We start from the raw sequence: 4,953 nt of genomic DNA, 5'->3' as shown, positions 1-4,953 counted from the left end.
CATGAGCCTCGACGCCGCGGCGGTGGCCTTCCGCGCGCGGCAGGCCGCGCTGGGCGGCCCAGCGGCCGTTGCCGTCCATGATGACGGCCACATGGGCGGGCGGCTGGACCGCTCCAGCGCCTTGGTCGACCGCCCGTCCCGGCGCGTCAGTGGACATCATGGCGGTCCGCACGTGTTGGAGAGGGCGTAAAGCGCGCCGACGGCCGCGTCAGACCTGAAGGATGTCCTTTTCCTTCGCGGCGACGGCCTGATCGACCTCCACGATGGCGGCGTCGGTGGCCTTCTGGACCTGATCGGCGAAGCGGGACTGATCGTCCTCGCTGATGTCGCCGTCCTTCTCCGCCTTCTTCAGCGTGTCGAGGCCGTCGCGGCGCACGTGGCGCACGGCGACGCGGGCGCTCTCGGCGTATTTGTGCGCGACCTTGACCAGCTCCTTGCGCCGGTCGGCGTTCAGCTCCGGCAGCGGGATGCGCATGAGCTGGCCTTCGGTGATCGGGTTGAGGCCGAGATTGGCCTCACGGATCGCCTTCTCCACCGGCCCCACCATGGAGCGGTCCCACACCTGCACGCTCAGCATGCGGGCCTCGGGCACGCTCACGGTCGCGACCTGGTTCAGCGGCATCTCCGCGCCATAGGCCGTCACCGTGACCGGATCGAGCAGGCTGGCGGAGGCGCGGCCGGTGCGCAGGCCCGCGAGGTCGTTCTTGAGCGAAGTGACCGCGCCCTGCATGCGGCGCTTGACGTCGTCGAGATCGAATTGTCCGGACATGGAAATGGGCTCCTGACGTTCGGGCGGTTCGTCCGCCTCTCAGCTCGCGACGGTTGTGGCGCGTCCCCGCCCGCACACGACCGCGGGGATCGAGCCCGGCTCGTGAATGGAGAAGACGATTACCGGAAGCGCGTTCTCGCGCGCAAGCGCGAAGGCCGCCGCGTCCATCACCTTGAGGTCCCGCTGCAGGACCTCGTCATGGGTGAGATGGTCGAGGCGGGTGGCGGTCGGGTCCTTCTTCGGGTCGGCGGTGTAGATGCCGTCCACCTGCGTCGCCTTGAGCAGCGCCTCGCAGCCGGTCTCGACCGCGCGCAGGGCGGCGGCCGTGTCGGTGGTGAAGAAGGGGTTGCCGGTGCCGGCCGCGAACAGGACCACGCGCTGGCGGTCCAGATGGGCGAGCGCCCGGGGCCGGGTGTAGGTCTCGCACACCGCCGGCATGTCGAGCGCGGACAGAACCCGCGCCTGCGTGCCCCGGCGCATGATGGCGGCGGAGAGCGCGAGCGCGTTCATCACCGTCGCCAGCATGCCCATGTAATCGCCCGTGGCGCGGTCCACCCCCTGCGAGGAGACCTGAACGCCACGGAAGATGTTGCCGCCGCCGACCACGACGCCGACCTCGACGCCGAGGGCGTGCGTCGCGGCGATGTCCGCCGCGATCGCTTCGACGGTCGGCTGGTGCAGGCCGAAGCCCTGCGGACCCATCAGGGCCTCGCCCGAGACCTTGACCAGCACCCGCTTGTAGATGGGCCGCGCCTGCTCCGTCATCGGGGCTCTCGCTCCCGCAGACGTCAGCGGGAGCCGGCCGCCGCGGCCACTTCGGCCGCGAAGTCGCTTTCTTCCTTCTCGACGCCTTCGCCCAGCGCCAGACGGACGAAGCCCGTCAGCTTGATCGGGGCGCCGACCTCGGCCTCGGCGGCCTGGAGCGCCTGGGCGACGGTCTTGGAGCCGTCATGGATGAAGGGCTGCTCGACGAGGGTCGATTCCTTGAAGAAGGTCTTGATGCCGCTCTCGACGATCTTCTCGATCACGTGCTCGGGCTTGCCGCCCTCGCGCGCCTTGGAGGCGAGAACGCCCTTCTCGCGCTCGACGATCGCGGGATCGATCGAGGACGCGTCGAGGCCCTGCGGGTTGGTGGCGGCCACGTGCATGGCGACCTGACGGCCGAGCGCCGCGAGCGCCTCCGCCTTGCCGGCGGACTCGAGGCCGACCAGCACGGCGATCTTGCCGAGGTTCGGCGCGACCTGACCGTGGACGTAAGAGCCGATGACGCCCTGCGACACCGACAGAGCGGCGGCGCGGCGCAGCGTCATGTTCTCGCCGATCTTGCCGATGGTGGCCTGGATTTTCTCGGCCACGGTGCCGCCGCCCGGATAGGCGGCCGCCTCGATCGCGGCGGTTTCGGAGCCGGCGGTCAGCGCGACGGAGGCGATGGACGAGGCCATCTCCTGGAATTCGGGATTGCGGGCCACGAAGTCGGTCTCGGAGTTCACCTCGACCGCGACGCCCTTGCCGCCGTCGACGGCGAGCGCGACCAGACCCTCGGCGGCCACGCGGCCGGCCTTCTTGGCGGCCTTGGCGAGGCCCTTCTTGCGCAGCCAGTCGACCGCAGCCTCCACGTCGCCGTCCACTTCGGCGAGGGCGTTCTTGCAGTCCATCATGCCGGCGCCGGTCTTCTCGCGAAGCTCCTTCACCAGTGCAGCGGTGATGTTGGCCATGTCGTCCTCTGAAACAGGCGCCGCCCGTTGGGCGGGCGGCGATAAAATGTCTTCAAAACGGCGGCGCGCGAACGACGGGAAGCCGTCGCGCGCCGCGGTCGTGCGTCGAAGCTCAGGCCGCGAGGCCGGCGAGCAGCTCGCGCGCCTGGGCGATCCAGCCCTCGCGCTCGATGCGGCCGTTGAGCTTGAGGTCCTGGTCGGCCTTGGCGACGTCCGCCGGGGTCATCGCCGCGATCTGCCAGTAGTGATAGACGCCGTACTCGTTGAACTTCTGCTCCAGCTGCGGGCCGACGCCCGACAGCTTGGCGAGATCGTCCGGCGCGCCGCGCGGCGCGGCCAGCAGCTCGAACGCCTCGACTCCGCCCTCATCGCCCTCGACCGCGGCCGGCGCCGGCACGTCGTCGATGACCGGATCGATCTGCTCGCCGATGTCCACGCCCAGGTCGCCCTGGCCGCGGCCAATGCCGTCGAGCGCGGCGCGGGCGATCAGGTCGCCGTAGAGCGCCAGCGCGCGACCGGCGTCGTCGTTGCCCGGGATCGGATAGGTGATGCCCTCGGGATCGGAATTGGTGTCAAGGATGGCGGCGACCGGAATGCCGAGGCGGCGAGCCTCCTGCACGGCGATCTGCTCCTTGTTGGTGTCGATCACGAAGATCAGGTTGGGCAGGCCGCCCATGTCCTTGATGCCGCCGAGGGTGCGCTCGAGCTTGTCGCGCTCGCGGGACAGCGTCAGGCGCTCCTTCTTGGTGAAGCCCTGGGCCTCGCCGGTCAGCATCTCTTCGAGCTTGCGCAGGCGCTGGATCGACTGGGAGATGGTCTTCCAGTTGGTCAGCATGCCGCCGAGCCAGCGGGCGTTGACGTAGTACTGGGCCGAGCGACGGGCGGAATCGGCCACCACTTCCGCGGCCTGGCGCTTGGTGCCCACGATCAGCACGCGACCGCCGCCGGCGACCACATCCGACACCGCCTGCAGCGCGCGGGCGAGCAGCGGCACGGTCTGGGCCAGGTCGATGATGTGGATGTTGTTGCGCGCGCCGAAGATGTAGGGCGCCATCTTCGGGTTCCAGCGATGCGCCTGGTGGCCGAAGTGGACGCCGGCTTCGAGCAGCTGGCGCATGGTGAAATCGGGCAGAGCCATTTTAGATCGTCTTTCTTCCGGTTGCCTCCGCGGGAGCCCGCCGGGGCTCGACCGTTCGAGCCCGGCGCCGGAGCGGCTTGGATATCGCCGCCTGATGCCCGCGTGTGGGATGGCGCGGCTTATAGGCGGAAATCCGCGCCCGACGCAAGACGATCCGGGCGTTCCCGGCCGCCGCGATTGCCTCCCGCGGCCGCGCGTGAGAAGAAGCGCCCTTCCCCTCGACGCTTGCTCCCGGACCGCCCATGCGCCCTCCCCGCCCGCCGAAGCCGTCCGACCGTTCCGGCGACGCGCCCTGGACCGCCCGCGACGGCGGCAAGGCCCGCACCTGGCGCGGCCGCGACGCCGGGGCCAAGTCAGGGGCCAAGTCGGGAGGGTCGTCCGGGGCCAAGCCCGGCCCGCGCGCCTTCCCGCGCGATCACGACGGCCCGGTGGTGCTGTACGGCTTCCACAGCGTGGTCGAGGCGCTGTCGAATCCGAAGCGCAGGATCCTCAAGCTGATGGCGACCGAGAACGCGCTGGCGCGGCTCGCGGAGGCGGGCGTCGCCACCCGCGTCGAGCCCGAGGTGGTGCGTCCCGGCGCCATCGACCGGCTGCTGACGCCGGACGCGGTGCATCAGGGACTCTATCTGGAGGCCGAGGCGCTCCGGATCCCCACGCTCAAGACGATTCCCGAGGACAGCCTCGTGCTGGTGCTCGACCAGATCACCGACCCGCACAATGTGGGCGCGATCGTGCGCACCGCCGCCGCCTTCGCGGTGGACGCCATCGTCACCACCGCGCGCCACAGCCCCGAGGCCACCGGCGTGCTGGCCAAGAGCGCCAGCGGCGGGCTGGAGCATGTGCCGCTGGTGCTGGTGCAGAATCTCGCCCGCGCGCTGGACGAGCTCGGCGAGCGCGGCTTCCTCCGGATCGGCCTCGATTCGGAAGGGCCGGCGACGCTGGACGACACCCCGGTCGGCGCCGGCGGCGTGGCGCTGGTGCTGGGCGCCGAGGGCAAGGGCCTGCGCCAGCTCACCCGCCAGACCTGCGACGCCCTCGCCCGGCTCGACATGCCCGGCGCGATCAAGAGCCTCAACGTCTCCAACGCCGCCGCCATCGCCCTGCACTGCGTGCGGCGGGAAAAGCCGGTCAGCGCCGCGGCGCAAGCTGGTTGATGCGGCTTCCGGCGTCCGTGCCGACCGTCGGCGTCGATGCCGACGGCGCGGGCCGGCGCAGGTCCCGGTTCACCTTTCCGAAGATGTCGTCCGTGTCCGGACGGCCCGGCACGTTCAGCCGGCGGCCGCGCGCGTCGTAGCGCGGGGCGGCCTGCGGCGCGACGCGGCGCGGCGGCG

At 71.0% G+C, this 4,953-nt stretch carries 7 protein-coding genes; 1 reads left to right on the top strand and 6 read right to left on the bottom strand.

The features are described from left to right. The 5 genes from ACFQ4O_RS15050 to ACFQ4O_RS15030 all read right to left on the bottom strand — a co-directional run. Window positions 1–157 (bottom strand): undecaprenyl diphosphate synthase family protein (locus ACFQ4O_RS15050; RefSeq protein ID WP_378776753.1); only part of this gene is annotated, 157 nt, incomplete at its 3' end. Between the two features lie 51 nt (window positions 158–208). After that, the gene (frr, locus tag ACFQ4O_RS15045) at window positions 209–769 is read right to left on the bottom strand and encodes a ribosome recycling factor (RefSeq protein ID WP_378776751.1); all 561 of its coding nucleotides are present in this window, start codon (window positions 767–769) and stop codon (window positions 209–211) included. Window positions 770–808: 39 nt separating this feature from the next. Next, window positions 809–1,534 carry a UMP kinase gene (gene pyrH, locus ACFQ4O_RS15040; protein ID WP_378776750.1) on the bottom strand — a complete coding sequence of 242 codons (726 nt, stop codon included), beginning with the start codon at window positions 1,532–1,534 and terminating at the stop codon, window positions 809–811. 23 nt (window positions 1,535–1,557) lie between these two features. Next, the gene (gene tsf, locus ACFQ4O_RS15035) at window positions 1,558–2,484 is read right to left on the bottom strand and encodes a translation elongation factor Ts (RefSeq protein ID WP_378776748.1); all 927 of its coding nucleotides are present in this window, start codon (window positions 2,482–2,484) and stop codon (window positions 1,558–1,560) included. Between the two features lie 112 nt (window positions 2,485–2,596). Then, complete coding sequence (locus ACFQ4O_RS15030; protein ID WP_378776746.1) at window positions 2,597–3,622, bottom strand: 30S ribosomal protein S2; 1,026 nt, start codon at window positions 3,620–3,622, stop codon at window positions 2,597–2,599. A gap of 242 nt (window positions 3,623–3,864) precedes the next feature. Here ACFQ4O_RS15030 and rlmB point away from each other — a divergent pair, with 242 nt between their 5' ends. Then, window positions 3,865–4,776: a 23S rRNA (guanosine(2251)-2'-O)-methyltransferase RlmB gene (gene rlmB, locus ACFQ4O_RS15025; protein ID WP_378776744.1), complete on the top strand. Its 912-nt coding sequence runs from the start codon at window positions 3,865–3,867 to the stop codon at window positions 4,774–4,776. Here the strand turns inward: rlmB and ACFQ4O_RS15020 are convergent. Continuing rightward, the coding region (locus ACFQ4O_RS15020; RefSeq protein WP_378776742.1) for a hypothetical protein at window positions 4,751–4,953 on the bottom strand (203 nt) is incomplete at its 5' end. The genes rlmB and ACFQ4O_RS15020 overlap by 26 nt on opposite strands.

Source organism: Methylopila musalis, from assembly GCF_042679725.1.
Lineage (GTDB): Bacteria > Pseudomonadota > Alphaproteobacteria > Rhizobiales > Methylopilaceae > Methylopila > Methylopila musalis.
Note: the sequence above shows the minus strand (reverse complement) of the source record. Positions and strands in the feature narration are given on the sequence as shown.